We start from the raw sequence: 901 nt of genomic DNA, 5'->3' as shown, positions 1-901 counted from the left end.
CCTCATTTCGCATGACTACACCTCTCTCTAACTATTCCTTTTCACGCGTCTAGGCGGTCTTCTTTGACGTTTTACTTTGTTCCTGTGTTTTTTATTTCCTTTAGGCTTTATTGGCTCTAATTCTTCGATTCTAGCATCCGTTTTGATCACATATTCTTGAAAACCGCTTGTCAATTGTGAAAGCATCCCGTATAGGCCTACACCATTTTCCTCTGCTTCTTTTGGAATAACTAAACCATAATGCGTAGGAATTGCATCTGTAGTAATTGTCGGTTCTCCTTCTTTACGATTCATACGCATTTCATAGAGTTTTGGAATGTCCGTTTTCAGATTATACTGTTTAATATCCCAAGCCATTACGGTTTCCAATACACTACGTGTAATTGGTCTAATATTGGTTTTATAAGTTTCTTTAGAAGAAACTTTGAAGTCCGAGGCAATTACGCCTTGATAATATGTCCCAAGAGCGGTTTTCACTTGAATATAGCCATTTTCCCAACTCGAATTTCGTATCATCGCACTTGGGAGCATAATGTCTGTATCTCCTCCAGATGAAGTCCCAATACTTGCAATCCAATTATCATTCCGATAAAAGCGGAACTGATCTTTAACTTTAAACCTCATTTCACTTTGAGCATCTAAGACAATCATTTTATCAGCGTCAAGCATTGCGTTTCCTGTTTGCGAAAAGTATAAAGAAGCTGCATTCAAGTATCCATTGCCATCGAGCCCTTTTGTAATACCGATTCCACCAGATTTCACACTTGCATCTGAGAATTGGTATACCATAATCGCACCATTTGCCCCTGTGGCATCTGAATCTCCACCTAAAATAAAAGTGGGCTGTATTTCACCTCTACTATTTTTATAATACCCAATAAAGGCTCTTACTTTCGAGGAT

The 901-nt window shown here is 38.4% G+C and carries 1 pseudogene; it reads right to left on the bottom strand.

From position 1 onward, the window contains the following. Positions 1–27: 27 nt before the first annotated feature. Positions 28–901: pseudogene (locus ACQGS6_RS29305) on the bottom strand (phage tail spike protein); the annotation flags it as partial.

Source organism: Bacillus sp. GMs2/2 (assembly GCF_050172095.1).
GTDB lineage: Bacteria > Bacillota > Bacilli > Bacillales > Bacillaceae_G > Bacillus_A > Bacillus_A cereus.
Note: the sequence above shows the minus strand (reverse complement) of the source record. Positions and strands in the feature narration are given on the sequence as shown.